Source organism: Streptomyces tatrensis (assembly GCF_049310065.1).
Lineage (GTDB): Bacteria > Actinomycetota > Actinomycetes > Streptomycetales > Streptomycetaceae > Streptomyces.
In genome coordinates this window covers 5,087,633-5,100,938 of sequence record NZ_JBMDLB010000011.1, presented here as the reverse complement: position 1 = coordinate 5,100,938, position 13,306 = coordinate 5,087,633, and the positions used below count along the sequence as shown (strand labels likewise).

The 13,306-nt window shown below is 69.1% G+C and carries 14 protein-coding genes; 6 read left to right on the top strand and 8 right to left on the bottom strand.

Features of this window, described 5'->3' with window-relative positions:
* Nucleotides 1–97: 97 nt before the first annotated feature.
* Both ACODT5_RS39155 and ACODT5_RS39150 read left to right on the top strand, forming a co-directional pair.
* Nucleotides 98–1,135: a hypothetical protein gene (locus ACODT5_RS39155; RefSeq protein ID WP_422523763.1), complete on the top strand. Its 1,038-nt coding sequence runs from the start codon at nucleotides 98–100 to the stop codon at nucleotides 1,133–1,135.
* 55 nt (nucleotides 1,136–1,190) lie between these two features.
* Nucleotides 1,191–2,147 (top strand): acetamidase/formamidase family protein, encoded by a 957-nt coding sequence (locus ACODT5_RS39150; RefSeq protein WP_422523762.1) that lies wholly within the window; start codon nucleotides 1,191–1,193, stop codon nucleotides 2,145–2,147.
* A 256-nt stretch (nucleotides 2,148–2,403) separates the two neighbouring features.
* Here the strand turns inward: ACODT5_RS39150 and ACODT5_RS39145 are convergent, their stop codons facing one another.
* Together ACODT5_RS39145 and ACODT5_RS39140 are read right to left on the bottom strand one after the other, a co-directional pair.
* Nucleotides 2,404–3,981, bottom strand: a complete 1,578-nt coding sequence (locus tag ACODT5_RS39145) for a GMC oxidoreductase (protein ID WP_422523761.1) — start codon at nucleotides 3,979–3,981, stop codon at nucleotides 2,404–2,406.
* A gap of 223 nt (nucleotides 3,982–4,204) precedes the next feature.
* A complete protein-coding gene (locus ACODT5_RS39140) occupies nucleotides 4,205–4,330 on the bottom strand; it encodes a hypothetical protein (RefSeq protein ID WP_422523760.1) in 126 nt (41 codons plus the stop codon).
* A gap of 393 nt (nucleotides 4,331–4,723) precedes the next feature.
* Here ACODT5_RS39140 and ACODT5_RS39135 point away from each other — a divergent pair, with 393 nt between their 5' ends.
* From ACODT5_RS39135 to ACODT5_RS39125, 3 genes are all read left to right on the top strand, one after another.
* The gene (locus tag ACODT5_RS39135; RefSeq protein WP_422523759.1) at nucleotides 4,724–5,731 is read left to right on the top strand and encodes a terpene synthase family protein; all 1,008 of its coding nucleotides are present in this window, start codon (nucleotides 4,724–4,726) and stop codon (nucleotides 5,729–5,731) included.
* A gap of 11 nt (nucleotides 5,732–5,742) precedes the next feature.
* On the top strand, nucleotides 5,743–7,167 hold the full coding sequence (locus tag ACODT5_RS39130) for a cytochrome P450 (RefSeq protein ID WP_422523758.1): 1,425 nt from the start codon (nucleotides 5,743–5,745) through the stop codon (nucleotides 7,165–7,167).
* 92 nt (nucleotides 7,168–7,259) lie between these two features.
* Entirely contained in the window at nucleotides 7,260–7,805 is a 546-nt protein-coding gene (locus ACODT5_RS39125) for an EF-hand domain-containing protein (protein WP_422523757.1), read from the top strand.
* A gap of 511 nt (nucleotides 7,806–8,316) precedes the next feature.
* Here the strand turns inward: ACODT5_RS39125 and ACODT5_RS39120 are convergent.
* Genes ACODT5_RS39120 through ACODT5_RS39095 form a run of 6 tightly spaced genes read right to left on the bottom strand, consistent with a single transcriptional unit; the run spans nucleotide 8,317 to nucleotide 12,408 of the window.
* Complete coding sequence (locus ACODT5_RS39120) at nucleotides 8,317–8,973, bottom strand: contact-dependent growth inhibition system immunity protein (protein ID WP_422523756.1); 657 nt, start codon at nucleotides 8,971–8,973, stop codon at nucleotides 8,317–8,319.
* A gap of 12 nt (nucleotides 8,974–8,985) precedes the next feature.
* Nucleotides 8,986–9,285 carry an RNase A-like domain-containing protein gene (locus ACODT5_RS39115; protein ID WP_422523755.1) on the bottom strand — a complete coding sequence of 100 codons (300 nt, stop codon included), beginning with the start codon at nucleotides 9,283–9,285 and terminating at the stop codon, nucleotides 8,986–8,988.
* Between the two features lie 10 nt (nucleotides 9,286–9,295).
* Complete coding sequence (locus ACODT5_RS39110) at nucleotides 9,296–9,865, bottom strand: hypothetical protein (RefSeq protein ID WP_422523754.1); 570 nt, start codon at nucleotides 9,863–9,865, stop codon at nucleotides 9,296–9,298.
* Entirely contained in the window at nucleotides 9,865–11,673 is a 1,809-nt protein-coding gene (locus ACODT5_RS39105; RefSeq protein ID WP_422523753.1) for an RNase A-like domain-containing protein, read from the bottom strand. The genes ACODT5_RS39110 and ACODT5_RS39105 overlap by 1 nt, the downstream gene beginning before the upstream one ends.
* Entirely contained in the window at nucleotides 11,673–11,978 is a 306-nt protein-coding gene (locus ACODT5_RS39100; RefSeq protein WP_422523752.1) for a WXG100 family type VII secretion target, read from the bottom strand. Before ACODT5_RS39100 ends, ACODT5_RS39105 begins: the two co-directional genes overlap by 1 nt.
* 22 nt (nucleotides 11,979–12,000) lie before the next feature.
* On the bottom strand, nucleotides 12,001–12,408 hold the full coding sequence (locus ACODT5_RS39095) for a WXG100 family type VII secretion target (protein ID WP_422523751.1): 408 nt from the start codon (nucleotides 12,406–12,408) through the stop codon (nucleotides 12,001–12,003).
* Nucleotides 12,409–12,984: 576 nt separating this feature from the next.
* Between ACODT5_RS39095 and ACODT5_RS39090 the strand changes: the two genes are divergently transcribed.
* Nucleotides 12,985–13,278: a hypothetical protein gene (locus ACODT5_RS39090; RefSeq protein ID WP_422523750.1), complete on the top strand. Its 294-nt coding sequence runs from the start codon at nucleotides 12,985–12,987 to the stop codon at nucleotides 13,276–13,278.
* Nucleotides 13,279–13,306: the final 28 nt, after the last annotated feature.

Here is a 13,306-nt window from a genome sequence, read left to right as displayed (position 1 = left end):
CCCGCCGACTGCGCATGGAATCGAGAGCGACGTGCCATCTGCTGTGCTGCCCCACGGTGGCGATGTTCCTGGACGGGCGGTGCCGGACGGCGCCCGTGTGGCCGAGTTGCTGCGGCTGCACGACGAGCCGTGTCTGCACCTGGACGAAACGTTGGTGCACCGGATCCTCGTCGACCACATCGACGAGCTGACGGCCCGCACCGAGAAGATTCTGACCGGTGTCACGGACGCGGACGCCGCTTCCCGCCCGGAGTCCTTCGGCGGGAAGGACTTGTTCTATTTCGACGGTGTCCCCGGCGATCTGAGGGTCATGCCCTACAGCGACGGGCAGCAGATGACCGTCAAGGTGATCGGCACCAACGAGGCGCGGACCGAGGTCCCCGACAAGATCTCCGTCGGCAAGTGCCTGCTCATCCATCCGCAAGACCACTACGTGATGGGCGTTCTCGACGTGGCGGCCCTATCGAGTCTGCGCACGGCCATCGGGATCCTCCTGGGCCGGCAAGCCGCCTTCACCGGCGAGGCACCGGCTCCGCGGCTGGGCATCGTCGGAGCGGGTCGCGTCGGGTTCTACACGGCCCTCGCCTTCCAGCGCGCCGGCCTGATCGACAGCTGCGCGGTGTTCGATCCGGCCCCCGGGGCCGTCGAGCGGATGCGGGAGCTGTGCCGGCTGGAGTCGGGGCCGGCCGTCGTGCCGTGTTCCTCGCTCGCGGAGTTGCTCTCGCGCTGTGACACGGTCGTCCTGGCGACCGATGCCCGGCGGCCGGTGCTGGGCCGTGCCGACATCGATACGTACGGTCTGCGTTTCGTGGCCAGCGTGGGCGCCGATGCCGACAATCTCCGCGAGCTCGACGACGACGTTCCCACCGCCCCTGTTTCCTTCCTCGTCGGCAGCCCCCTGTGCTTCTGCCTCGGCGATCTCAAGCGCTGGCAGCAGCGCGACCTGCTGCGTCCGGACGGGGTCACGTACCTCCACCAGGCTCTGGGCTCGCCGCGGGCGAGCGCAGGCGCGACCTGCTACATCTCCACCGGCTTCCCGATGCTGGACCATGCCGCGGCGACCCTCGCGTACGAGATCGCCACCGCCCACGGGCTGGGCCGGTCCCTCACTCCCCCGCTGCGCACTGCCCGCTGAGCAGGTCGCACACCTCTGCCCCGCCCTTCCCCCGATTCCCCGGAGCAGCAGAACGATGACAGCACGGACTCCCGCCGCACCCCTGCTCGACCGCGGCCAGGTCATCACCCACAAGAACGTCAAGTACGCGCTCAGCGCCCGCGACACCTTCGAGGCCGAGGTCGAGCCGGGAGAGGTCTTCGAGGTCGACACCGAACTCAACATCGGCGGCCACCTGATCACCCACCCCGACGACCGGCTCACCGAGGCCGACATCAACGTCCCCTACGTCAACCCCGCCACCGGCCCCATCCGCGTCAACGGCGCCCGCCCCGGCGACACCCTGCACGTCCGCGTCCTCGACGTCGGCGTGCGCGGACTCGGCTACACCGCCCTGTGGCCGAAGTTCAGCATCTTCGGCGACCCGCTCGCCGAGCGGCCCGCCGACATCCAGGCCCGCGTGGTCCGCGTCGAGGACGGCCTGATCCACTGGAGCGACACCCTCACCCTCGACGCCCATCCCATGATCGGACTGGTCGGAGTCGCCCCCGCCGCCGGAGAGGTGATGACCCTGGACAACGGGCCGCACGGCGGAAACCTCGACATCCAGGAAGTCACCAACGGCAGCACCATCAGCTTCCGCGTCCACCACGACGGCGCCTACCTCTACTTCGGCGACGTGCACGCCCTCCAGGGCGACGGCGAGAGCAGCGGCATGGGAGCCGTCGAGATCCGCGGCCGCCTGCGCATCCAGGTCGACGTCGCGCCCCCCACACCCCGGCTGCACTGGCCCCGCATCGAGACCGCCACCCACATCGCCACCACCGGGTGCGCACGCCCGGTCGACGACGCGATGCGGACCGCGTTCGCCGAGATGATCCACTGGCTCCAGGCCGGCTACGGGCTCACCAGCACGGAGGCCCAACTCCTCCTCGGCCCTACCGCGCAGGCCCGCTGCACGCAGATGGTCAACCCGCACTACACCTACATCTGCAAGATCGACAAGCGCTACCTCCCCGAGCCCCGCAATTGACCGCCCACGCGCCGTAGATTCCCAGGCTTATCGCGCGGGTTCGATTCCCGTCATCCACTCTTCAACGAAGCCCCAGGTCAGCGACCTGGGGCGTCGTCATTGTCTAGACCTCTTCCTTCTGGCGCTCGTGGCCCGAGTGTTGGTAGATCAGCGCGGCCTTCCTCGAGGACTGAACGACTTCCGCATGCCGGCCCTCACCCGCGCCTTGGCCCGCTTCCGCCCGAAGGTCGCACGCCGGAACGGCGCCCGCCGGCGGTCAGGCGTTCCTGACCGTGGCGGTGATCGCGTCGACTGCGTGGAGAGCCGTCGCGATGCTGGTGAGTGTGGGGCTGGACGCGTTGCCGAACGGGTGCAGGCCGTTGCCGCCCAGGAAGAGGTTGTCGAAGTCCCAGACCCGGGACTCGGGGTCGACGACGCTGCTCTGCCGGTCGGTGCCCATGCGTGTGGTACCGGCCGCCTGCCCTCCGATGCCCGGGGTCATCAACTTCGGTGACGAGTCGGTCAGGTAGTCGCCGAGGGCCCGGGCCACGTCCTGCATGTGCTGCACCATCCGCTGCGCGCTGGCGCTCTCCTCCTCACCGAGCGTGAAGTGGAACGTGGGTTGCGGCATGCCGTAGGAGTCCTGGACGGTCGGGCTGAAGGACACCCGATTCTCCTCACGCGGCCGGCAGATGCCGTACCAGCGAAGGTCGACGACGATCCGGCCGTCGGCGCGTTCGTTGAGGCTTCCGTACGAGTGGGCCACACGCTGGATCTGTCCCTGCCAGGGCTGGTCCTCAGTGGGCGGGATGAAGAGGTTGGGCGGGGCTTCGCCCGGCGGGATCGGAAGCGGGTCGTGCGTACTCGCGCTCTGGTATGCCCGGACGCGCTCCAGCGCATCGCCGGTCAGCAGCCCCGGAAGCCCGTCGATGATCTCCTTTTTCAGTAGCACCTGGCAGAAGGCCACCGGCGAGTCGGTCAGGTAGCGGCCGAGGACCGGCAGATGGTCGTCGAGGCCCGAGGCAGACAGCAGCTGCGGGGTGAGCACCGCGCCGCCGGCGACGATGTACGCCTTGGCGACGATATCCACCTCCTCCCCGGTATCCAGGTTGCGCACCTCGACACCGACCACGCGCCGGCGCCCACCGTCCTCCTCGATGCTGAGCTTCTTGCACAGGTGTTGGGAGAGCAAGGTGAAGCCGCCGGCGGCAGGCTGGAAGGCGGGGTCGCTCAGCGGCCCCAGCAGCGTGTCGGCGCCGGCCCAGTTGATCCCCCCGCTGTCCGTGACGCCTGCCGCCAGCGGGAGTTCGGTCACCGTGTCGTGACCGGCTGCCCGCAGCGTCTTCCTGACCGCCTGGTGGGGTACGGAGTCCTTGAACGCGCCGAGCGAGAGCCCGAGCAGATCGCCGGCCTTCTTGTACCTGATCTCCATCGCCGCCACGTCGATGGGGTATTGCTCGCCGTCCCAGGTGAGCTCCAGCTCCGGAGCGAACTGCGGCACCCCGCAGGCCCAGACCGTCCCCATGCCGCCGACCGCGCGCGTGGCCGCCGCCCCGGCAAGGTTGCTCTGCGGATCCTGCTCCGGGTTTGTGGCCGAGAAGAACGCGTTGGACGGAAGCGGGCCGCCCGGGACCGACAGGCTGCTCAGGCTCCTTTTGACCACGCTCGAGAACAGGTCGAGGTCCTTCTGGAACTCCGCCCCGTTGCGGAGGTTCGCCCCGTACCTGGCGGACCCCTGCTCACCAGCGTCGATCATCAGCACGTCCAGGCCCTCATCAAGCACGAGCTGACGCGCCAACGCGGAACCGACCGGACCTGAGCCGACGATGAGAACGTCCGGCCTGTAACTGGTCATGAAGAAGCCCTCCAGGGGATGGGATCTGAAGCACTCACGCTCTCAAGGTCACACCACCCGCACCTCGGAAATCGATCAGAAGAACCCGTCCAGGCGAAACAGGACCGAAAACAAGCGGTGGCGCCGACGGTGGGCCGCTGGGGATCCGCCTTCTAGCGCCGCGTTCGTGCCGGGCACTGCTCAGCCTTCTTGACGACCCCGAGCTTGAGGACCTTCACGTTCCTCACTCCGGCGCAGGCGCCTGGTCGCAGACCTTCCACTGGGCGGGCCAGAGCACCTCGCGACCGCGCCCGGACGCGTCCGTGGGCTCGACCTCGGTCTCGGGGTCGATGCTGCTGATGGCGCTCACCAGGCCCTTGCCCCGGAAGTCGGGCAGCAGCGCGCTGTCGGCGTACGCGACGCCTCCTACAGTCAGCAGGGACGTCCGGGCCAGCCGGTAGGAGGCATCGGGCGCCGCCGATCTCCGCCAGAGCGGCGTTACGGACGGCCCGCGCGGCCGGTGCCGTCGGGCGGGCCGTCCGGGCGGGTCAGCCCGTGCGGTACATCACGGGGATGGCGACGCTCGCCGCCCCCTTCAGATCACCGTCCTGGCGTGCGACAGCCGAACATTGCGCGGCACCTCGCCGCCTCCGCGTGAACACCTTGGGGGGAACCTGCTGTCCCAGACGGCTTCGTGGTCCTGGCAACTCACTGTGATCAATAGCCTCATGGCGCAGTGGCCGCCCAGGAGGGTACAGAACTCATGTCGTCCGACGGATTCTCATTCACCACACCATGGCCGCTACGGGCGAACCCGCACACGGAGCAGGCGCGGGACGAGGCGATCGACTGGATGAAACGGTTCGGCCTGCTGCAAGGTGCCCTGGCGGAGGAAGACTTCGTCAACTGGCGGTTGGCCGAGGTTGCGGGGTTCTTCTACCCGCAGGCGAGCGCCGGGCAGTGCGCCATCGCCGCGCAGATGATGGGCTGGTACTTCCTGCCGTTCGACGACCAACTCGACGGTGATCTCGGCCGCAGTCCACAGCGCGTGGCGGACGTCTGCCGCGCATTGGTCGGCGTCGTGCACGGCGGATCGGTCCCGCGACGGGACGCCTCACCAACGATTGTGGCCTTCGTGGACCTGTGGGACCGGATGGTGCGGGGCGCGTCGCCCACGCTGCTGGGGCGCGTGCGTCACCACTGGACGTCGTACTTCTCCTCCCAGGTGACCGAGGCGCTCGATCGCAGCAACGGCTACACCTACACCGACCTGGGCGAGTACTTCCGGCTGCGGACGGCGACGACGTGCGCGTACGGGCAGAACGACCTGGGCGAGCACTGGGGTGGCATCGAGGTGCCGGCGGTGCTGTGGCACCACCCGGTGCTCGCGCGGATGCGGCAGCTCAGCGCGGATGTCGTCGCGTTGTGCAACGACGCCCTGTCGACGGCGCACGAGGACGTGACCGGCTTGCACAATGCCGTCCACATCATCGAGCGCGGGCACGGCTGCACGCGCCGCGAGGCACTGGACCGGGCGTCCGCCCTGGCCCAGGCGAAGGTCGACGAACTCGCGGTCCTGGAGCAGGAGGACCTGACGCGCCTGCTGCGCCACTTGAATGCCGCTGACGCGGCGGCGGTGCTCGGCTACGCGGACATCCTGCACGACTGGATCTGCGGCGACTACGAGTGGGAACACATCTCGACCCGCGGCCAGTCCTTCCGCACCGTGCCCGACTGGGCGACGTCCCTGCTCGCGCCGGCAGACAGCTGAGGAGAATGACCATGCGCGCCATCAACCGGGCACCCGGCGCACTCCCCGTACTGGGCCACCTGCGGCAGCTGCTCCAGGACCCGACCGGCTTCCTGTCCTCCCTGCCCGCCCATGGCGACCTGGTCGAGATCCGGCTGGGCAGCCGACCCACGTACGTGGTGTGCGGCCCGGACCTGGCCTCCCGGGTCCTCGTCAAGGAGCACCGTCGGTTCGACAAGGGCGGCCCGTTCTTCGACAACATCGCCCTGTTCTTCGGGGACGGGCTGGCCACCTGTCCCAACGCCAAGCACACCCGCCTCCGGCGGCTGACCCAGCCGGCCTTCCATGCCCACCAACTCGCCGACTACAGCAGCCTGCTGGCGCGCGAGAGCGACATCGTCCTCGGATCCTGGCAAGAGGGCCAGGTCATGGACACCTACCCGGTGATGCAGGAGCTCGCGCTGCGGATCACCGTGTCCACCATGTTCGCCTCCTGGTTCACCGGCGCCGACGCCGAGCCGGAAGCGGTCGGCGAAACGCTGGGGCACGTCAACACGCTCGTCGCCGGCGCCTTCCTGCGCATGGTGGCCCCCTCCGTCGCACGGCTCCCGCTTCCCGCCAACCGCCGCTTCGACCAGGCCCGCACCACCCTGTACGCGAAGATCGACGCCACCATCGACGCCTATCGCCGGGACGACCGCGACCACGGCGACCTGCTGTCCATGCTCATCGCCCCGGACGGCACGGACGACGCCCTGTCGGACCGTGAGGTGCGCGAGCAGGTCATGACGATGTTCATCGCCGGGATCGGCACCACCGCCTCCATGCTGGGCTGGGCCCTGCACTACCTGTCCCGCAACCCCGATCTGGACGCCCTCGTCGCCGCCGAGGTCCACCGCACCTGCGGCACGGAGCCAGTCGGGCACCACCACCTGGCCGGTCTGCCGACCCTGGCGGCCGTCGTCACCGAGACCTTCCGGATCCGCCCGGCCGCCTGGATGTTCAGCCGGGTCGCGGTGTCGGACGCGGACCTGGGCGGCTACCGGATCCCGGCCGGAGCGGACGTCCTCATCAGCCCGTACGTCCTGCACCACCGCCCCGACCTCTTCCCCGACCCGGAACGCTTCGACCACACCCGCTGGGACGGCCACGGCCGCGATGCCGCCCAGGCCGAACGTGCCGGGACGCTCATCCCGTTCGGCACCGGCCCGCGCAAGTGCGTCGGGCGGGAGTTCGCCCTGATGAACATCACCCTCGCCCTGGCCGCGATCCTACGAACCTGGAGGTTGACGCCCGCCACACCCGCGCCGGTCGGCATCTGCGGCCGCGCCATCATCGAGCCCCGAGGTCTCGCACTGCGTCTGCACCACAGGCCCGCTCCGTCCGGCCCGCGGCAGGCCGAGAACGCCGACGAGGTCCGGCAGGCAGCACCCGCCGCCCCGGCCCGCCCCTCCTGACCACCCCGCCCCTTCGGCTCCGACCACGAGGCCGAAGCACGTGGAGTTCGACCGAACACCGCGCACGCTCCATGCAAGAAAGAGACGACCCCATGCTCGGACAGCTTCAGCGCACCAACCTCAACCACGTCTTCGACACCCTGGACCTCACGCGCGACGGTTTCCTCACCGTCGACGACTTCACCACCCTCGCCCAGCGCATGCGCGGCCTGCGTCCCGCCATGGACGGTCGGCTCGCCGCTGACATCGACGAAGCGTTCACCTCCTGGTGGGAGGTCTTCCGCAGCGCAGCCGACAAGGACGGGGACGGCAAGATCACCCGGGACGAGTTCCTCACGGCGGTCGAGGAGGGCCTCCAGAACGACCCTGCCTACGCCGACCGCATGGCCCGCGTCTGCGAAGTGACCTTCGCCGCGGCCGACACCAACGAGGACGGCCAGCTGAGCGCCTCGGAGGTCCAGCAGATCTACCGCGCCTACGGAGTCGACGAGAAGATCAGCGCGGAGACCTTCGCCCGCCTCGACCGTGACGGCAACGGCTGGATCAGTGTCGAGGAGTTCGTCCAGGCATCCCGCGACGTCTACCTGAGCAACGACGCCGACGCCCCCGGCACCGCACTGTTCGGCGCTACCAGCTGACCCGGACGCATCCGCTCCCCCGACCCGTCAGGGGTGACAGTCCGCTGCTGCTCACCTCTGGCGGGCGGGAATGTCTGACCGGCGCCGATCGCACCCGCAACTCAGCCTCTCGGCCACCGCGCCTAACCCCTGAACGGGCGCACCGCAAGGCCCTGGCGACGACCCCGTTCCAGGCCGTGCCCCAGCCGTGCCCCAACGGGCGGTGAACAGCGGTCAGAACCGGCGCGCAAAGGCCGTAGCGGCAGAGGCCGCCGGGGAGTAAAGCCGCAGCTCGGAGGCCATATGGATCACCCGCGTGCCGTAGATTCCCAAGCTTATAGCGCGGGTTCGATTCCCGTCATCCGCTCTTGCAAGAAGGCCCAGGTCAGCGACCTGGGCCTTCTTCGTTGTCTAGACCTCTAAGAGCCCGCGTGCCATTCGCGTGCCACAAGCCCCCTCACGGGGCGCCAGGTTGATCGCTGATTCGCCAGGCCCGCGATAGGGCGCCTACGTCACACACTGGGCGTCTGCGTCAGCCGTCGGACAGGACCGTCGCCACCGACTGGAACCACGCTCCGTACGAGAACGGCTCGGGCGGGTTGACCTCCATGCCGAGTTCCGCGGCGGCCAGGGCGTAGTCGCCTTCGTCCATCGGGAGGGCGATCAGTTCGTGGAGCTCACCGACGAGGTGGGCGACAAGTTGGGGGTCGGTGGTGGCGGCGTAGTCCGCGACCGCTGCCTCGTGGTCGGGGAACTCGTCGACGATGTCCTGCGAGAACCAGCCCCCCAGCAGCTGCGCAGTCTCCGGGAACCGTGCGTGCCACTCCCAGTGGGTCTGCGGGGTCGCCGGCGGCGGCACCTCGCCGTCCTCGACGCTCTGCTTGAGATGGTCGGCGAGCAGGAGGAGCCAGTCACCGATCGCGGACTCGGGAACTCCGATGTCGGGGACGGCGTAGAACTCGCCGAGGTCGATCCGCAGGCGCCCCGGGGGATTGCGGCCGTACTCGCGCAGCTGGCGCTCCGCCTCCGCGATGGCCCAGGGCCGGGTGTGCCAGGTGTGGCGCAGATAGGCGTCCAGAGCGCCGCTGCGCTGGTCCGCCGTGTCATCGGCGGGCTGGCCGAGGTAGGCGCGTAGCACCTGATCGAGCTCGCCGTAGCGCCGGTCGTGTTCGAGGGGCTTCATGGACACGGTCGGTTGCCTCTACAGGTAGAACGGGACAGTGGTCTGGACGACGAATCCGTACGGGCTGACGGGCTCACGGCGCAGGACGACGCGGGCGGCGCGGACGTCGATGGGTTCCTGTCCGGCGAGCAGCATCGCCTCCAGCTGCACCCGGCCGACGGGCTCCTCACGGGAAGGCCAGGCCGCCTCGATGGTAAGGCGGGCCCGCGTTCCCTGGGCGAGCCAGCGGTGGATGACCTGCTCGTTGGCGGTCACCACGTGCTGGGTGGCCCACTGGGCGGTCTCCCGGTCGGGGTAGGTGGCGGATCGGGTCAGCATCGGATCATCCTCACTGCGCGTTGAACGACCAGAAGACGCCGACCTCGTCCGCGGACACCGCGATCAGGCCGAGATCCATCATGTAGCCGGTGAAGGGGTGGCCGCCTTCGAGGTCCCGCGCCAGGAAGTCCGGCGCGTCGCAGGTGCGGGCGAGGTCGGAGGAGGACCAGAACACCGCATCGGGGCCGAACCGGTCCAGCAGGGTCCGGGCGTCCGCCAGCACCGTGTCGCGGTCCTCCCGCGACCGGACCGGGGAGCCCTCGAAGAACCACTCCTGCGTCAGCGAGGCGAGCAGCTCGACGGCGGCACCCGCCGTGATCGGGCGGACCCCGGCGCGCAGGTTCTCGGCGGTCAGCGCATGGAACGGGTAGGAGGGGTGACCGGCCTCCCATCCGACCTTCCACGTCTCCGATTCCCGGACGGACCAGCCCCGTGGGTCGGCGACCGACCGCTCCATGACGGCGAGGACGTCCTCGGCCCAGTCCTCGTGCAGCCGGGGGCCGCTCCTGGCGAAAGTGTGGACGTCCTCCAGGAGCCGTAGCAGCGCGGCTTCCCAGATGTTGCTGTCGAGGGCGTTCATCAGGGTCCCTGGAGATCTTTCGGTCGGGGCGAGGGCATAGACGTGTAGATGATGTACGGGGGATCGAGGCTGGAATCGTACTTGAGGACGGTCTTGACGTATTTGACGTCGACCGCCTTCGCGTCGAGGCCGCGGTCCTTGTAACCCGTCCCCGGGATCGTGCCCGGGGACCCGTCCTGGTTGGGCGTGGGCTGCTTGGAGACGTAGCTGCCGCTGACCTCGCCATTGGCCGTCGGGCTCTCGAAGGCCATGTTCTTGCCCTCCGGCGGGTTGGAGGCGATCCAGGCGTCGATCTCGGCCTGCTTCAGCCGGAGGTTCTGCTCGGTGAGTCGCTGTGCGTCCGCCATCGTCTTGAAGCTCGACGAACCGCCGATGCTGGGCTTGGCGCCCTCGGGCCAGGTATTGGACGGGTCGGACTGGTCGCGCAGCCGCTGGGCGAGCTGCTCGTCGGTCTTGCCCACGTGCTTGTCCAGGGTGTGGCCGCCGCCGAGGTACTCGTTGGCCGCGAGGTCGAAGGCCATGTTGCCGTTCGAGCCCTGGACGGTCCACTGCTGCTCGTGCTTGAAGTCGTTGAGCGACCGGGCGCCGAAGCCGTGGGCGCGGGCGACGCCGGCCTCGAACTTCGGGGCGCTCATGTGTGCTTCGTCCAGGGGCGCTTGGAGGGCGTCCATGCGCGTGGTGAGGCCGTCGACGATGCCGGTGTACTTGTCCACGATCCGGTTGAGTTTGGCCTTGTCCAGCTTCAGGACCGTGTTGACGTCGAACTTCAGCAGGAGTCCGGTGGCCCCGCCGATCCCGCCGGCCACGCTGGTGACGGCGCCCGCGATGGTCTTGAGGCTGGGCTTCTCCTTGGCCTTTTCGATGTCGTCGAGGATGCTCGTCGCGGCCTCCCTCATGGCCCGCTTCAGCTCTTCGAAGACATCGTGGTTCAGCTCGACGGCGGCTTCCGCGTACTCGCGCAGGCAGTCGCTGATCTTGATCGCCACGTCCTTGAGCACGGTCATCACCGGCTCACTGCCCGTGGGCACCCGTGCCCCGTGCGGACCGCTGCTGTGCCCCCACTGGTAGCCGAGCCGGGACTGGCCCCAGTCCGTCCCGCCCCACAGCGCACTGCAGAACGTCCGCATGGCGGCTTCCCAGTCGGCCTTCTGGTGGTTGGTGATCGAGCCGATGGCCATGGTCAGGTTGTCCGCAGCGGTGGTCACGACGGTCGAGACGTTCATCCAGCTGTGGCAGTGCGAGTTGAGGTAGTGCTGCTGCGGGAAGGGGTGTACGTCCGCCACCTTGCCGACTCGGAAGACGTGCTTCGCGACGGGCTGCAGGACGTCCCGGACGATCTCCGGTATGCCCTCCATTGCGCCGCGTATCAGGTCGTCACCGCCGTCGTCGTCACCCCACTTGATGTCGGGGACGCTGCCGAACATGGGCTCCCTGTCGATCACCGTGGGCAGGGGGCGCTGCTCCGCGGCCTGCCCGGGCTTGGGGTGGGCCGCCGCATCGGCCTTGGTGTAGGCGTTGGCGGTCTCGGTGAACCCCACCGCCACGCCGCCGACGCTGACCACGCTCTTGCCCCACACCTCCAGCCAGCGATTGCCTATCTTCTTGTAGGCCTGCGCGAACTTCTCGCCCTCGGTGCCCGCCCCGCCGGCGTCCGGGTACTTCTGCAGCTCCTGCAGGAGCGTGTTCGAGCCGCGCATCATGCCGTCCTGCTGCCCGGCGACCCTGCCGGAGACGGTCCACAGGCTCGACGGCTTGACGTCGATGTTGCCGCCTCCGGCGGGCGGCTGCGCCGGGGTGGGTCCGGCCATCAGGCGCCGCCTCCCCAGCCCTGCAGCACGGACTTGTTCGCCGCCGCGTAGTTGAGGTGCCCCTTGACCACGACCTCGTGCAGCCACGCCTGCGCGGCCTTGAGATCCTGGGCCGAGCGGTCCCACTTGTCCAGCTCGTCGATGAAGGCCTCCCGTGCCTCACCGTCCCAGCTCAGAACGGCCTTCTTGGCCCGCTCGTACAGCACGTCCAGCTTCTCGTTGAGGTCCTTGAGGATCGCCTCCAGGTCCCCCGAGAGGCGCTGCAGGGCGGCGAAATCGACAGTTATCCGATCGTCGTCCGACATGGTGGTGCTGATCCCCCTGCTTTCAGATGTCCTGGAGACGGCTCTTCGGGACCGGGGCCGGGACCGGGGCCGCGGCCCCCTGGTCCGGTACGGTCAACGCCTCGGCGGCCCGGGACACGTCCTCCCGGCTCTGCACCCGCTTGAACGCGGCCAGGACCTCCAGCTCCTGGGCCGTGAAGCCGTCACGGGAGGCCCGGGTGGCTTCTTCAAGGAGGGAGAGCACCTGCCGGATCCGCACGGCGTCCTCGGCGGCTCCCCGGTGCAGAGCGCGATAGGCCGTGGCCGTGGGCCCTTGCCAACCTGCCGCGATGTTGTCGACCACCCTGTCCATATCGCGGATTTGCCGCTCCAGATGACCCTGCATCTGATCGAGATCGTCAGCGAGGCTGGTGAGGCCGTCCTCCGAGACCTTGAGGTCGCCGTCCTGCATGTCCACCCCTCTTAGGCGCTACTGTGCCAAAGAGGCACGTATGCCTAAGAGTTTCGCAGCGGCCTTCGGGTTCTTCTGCGTCGGGCTGTCGCCGATGGCCCTTCGCCTCCTGCGGCGACGCCGCGAGCGACCGCTTCGACGCCTCGTGCGAGATCGCCTTCCCGGTGTTCAGGTCCGGCCTGCTCGCCGAGCTGCTCGTACCGATCGCCGCCCGGGGTCTGCCCTGGCAGCGGCGGCACGCCCTCGACGCCTTCGCCACGCCTCTCGGCTGTACGGCTGGGCCGGCAGAGCCAATCTTGCCTGGGATGCGCGCTACGAGGAGCTGTATAGCGCAGAGGGGGGGTGGGGGGGCGGGGGCCGTGTACCGCAGTGACCAGGGATGCGGCTATGCCTCGCTGATGGTCATGACGGGCCCGCACCGAGGTGCCATCTGGGAGGATCTGAGACCAGCAGATCGAGGGATCGAGCCGACCGGACACGATTTCTCGCACTGGTACCTGAGCCGGCTCGACCGTACCGAGCAACAGCTCGAGACCTGACTGGGTGAGGACGATGCAGTACTGCGAGCGCCATGAAATGCACAACTGCGCAGACTGCGCTCCCCGCGTACCGCGCAGCGGCGCGCCCACCAGCGAATGGGACGGCTGGCCGACGGCTACGATCATCATCCACACCAGCGGCAAGGCCCACCTTCCTGGCTGCATGCACATCGTCCCGGCCGACATCCAGCCACCCCGCTACGGCTGGGTCCCCGCACCGTCCCCCGGGGCATGGCGACGTCTCGCGCCCTCCAACCCTCTCCGCGCCACCCAGGGCAACGCCGAGCGGGTGGCTGTGAGCCGCTGCGAGAGCTGCGACGCGACGCAATAGGGACGCTTACTCCCGGGCCGCGGTGACC

Bases quoted from the DNA above. Each gene is read 5' to 3' on its own strand.
- ACODT5_RS39115 (WP_422523755.1), bottom strand. From the start codon at position 9,285: ATGCTGACCCGATCCGCCACCTACCCCGACCGGGAGACCGCCCAGTGG.
- ACODT5_RS39130 (WP_422523758.1), top strand. From the start codon at position 5,743: ATGCGCGCCATCAACCGGGCACCCGGCGCACTCCCCGTACTGGGCCAC.
- ACODT5_RS39135 (WP_422523759.1), top strand. From the start codon at position 4,724: ATGTCGTCCGACGGATTCTCATTCACCACACCATGGCCGCTACGGGCG.
- ACODT5_RS39110 (WP_422523754.1), bottom strand. From the start codon at position 9,865: ATGAACGCCCTCGACAGCAACATCTGGGAAGCCGCGCTGCTACGGCTC.
- ACODT5_RS39145 (WP_422523761.1), bottom strand. From the start codon at position 3,981: ATGACCAGTTACAGGCCGGACGTTCTCATCGTCGGCTCAGGTCCGGTC.
- ACODT5_RS39125 (WP_422523757.1), top strand. From the start codon at position 7,260: ATGCTCGGACAGCTTCAGCGCACCAACCTCAACCACGTCTTCGACACC.
- ACODT5_RS39150 (WP_422523762.1), top strand. From the start codon at position 1,191: ATGACAGCACGGACTCCCGCCGCACCCCTGCTCGACCGCGGCCAGGTC.
- ACODT5_RS39090 (WP_422523750.1), top strand. From the start codon at position 12,985: ATGCACAACTGCGCAGACTGCGCTCCCCGCGTACCGCGCAGCGGCGCG.
- ACODT5_RS39105 (WP_422523753.1), bottom strand. From the start codon at position 11,673: ATGGCCGGACCCACCCCGGCGCAGCCGCCCGCCGGAGGCGGCAACATC.
- ACODT5_RS39100 (WP_422523752.1), bottom strand. From the start codon at position 11,978: ATGTCGGACGACGATCGGATAACTGTCGATTTCGCCGCCCTGCAGCGC.
- ACODT5_RS39095 (WP_422523751.1), bottom strand. From the start codon at position 12,408: ATGCAGGACGGCGACCTCAAGGTCTCGGAGGACGGCCTCACCAGCCTC.